Raw genomic sequence first — 280 nt, 5'->3', positions numbered from 1 at the left:
TCTTTCTGCAAGATACCCATCAACAATTCATTGGCTTTTTGTAAATATTTATTTTGTTCCAGTAAAGCTGTTAGCATTTGTTTCATATCTGAATCCCCATTATTACTGCCACCCACATTCGGGAGCTGGCTAGGACGTTTATTCCCTTGAATTTCTTTCCCTGCCAATGCCAGAAGCTTCATAGCATCTGTTCTCCTGCTTGGATCAGTAGGGATGACGAATTCAGGCCAACCGCCTTCTGCCAACTGATAAAGGCCAGTTTTATTAATTAGCCCGCCTG

1 protein-coding gene is annotated in these 280 nt (G+C 42.5%); it reads right to left on the bottom strand.

The window, feature by feature from the left end; all coding sequences use genetic code 11:
• On the bottom strand, nucleotides 1-280 hold a 280-nt coding region (locus GJQ66_RS14190; RefSeq protein WP_196215894.1), incomplete at both ends, for a hypothetical protein.

Source organism: Microbacterium sp. ZXX196 (assembly GCF_009709595.1).
GTDB lineage: Bacteria > Actinomycetota > Actinomycetes > Actinomycetales > Microbacteriaceae > Microbacterium > Microbacterium excoecariae.
The sequence above is the reverse complement of the archived record's forward strand: the minus strand, read 5'-3'. Positions and strand labels throughout refer to the sequence as shown.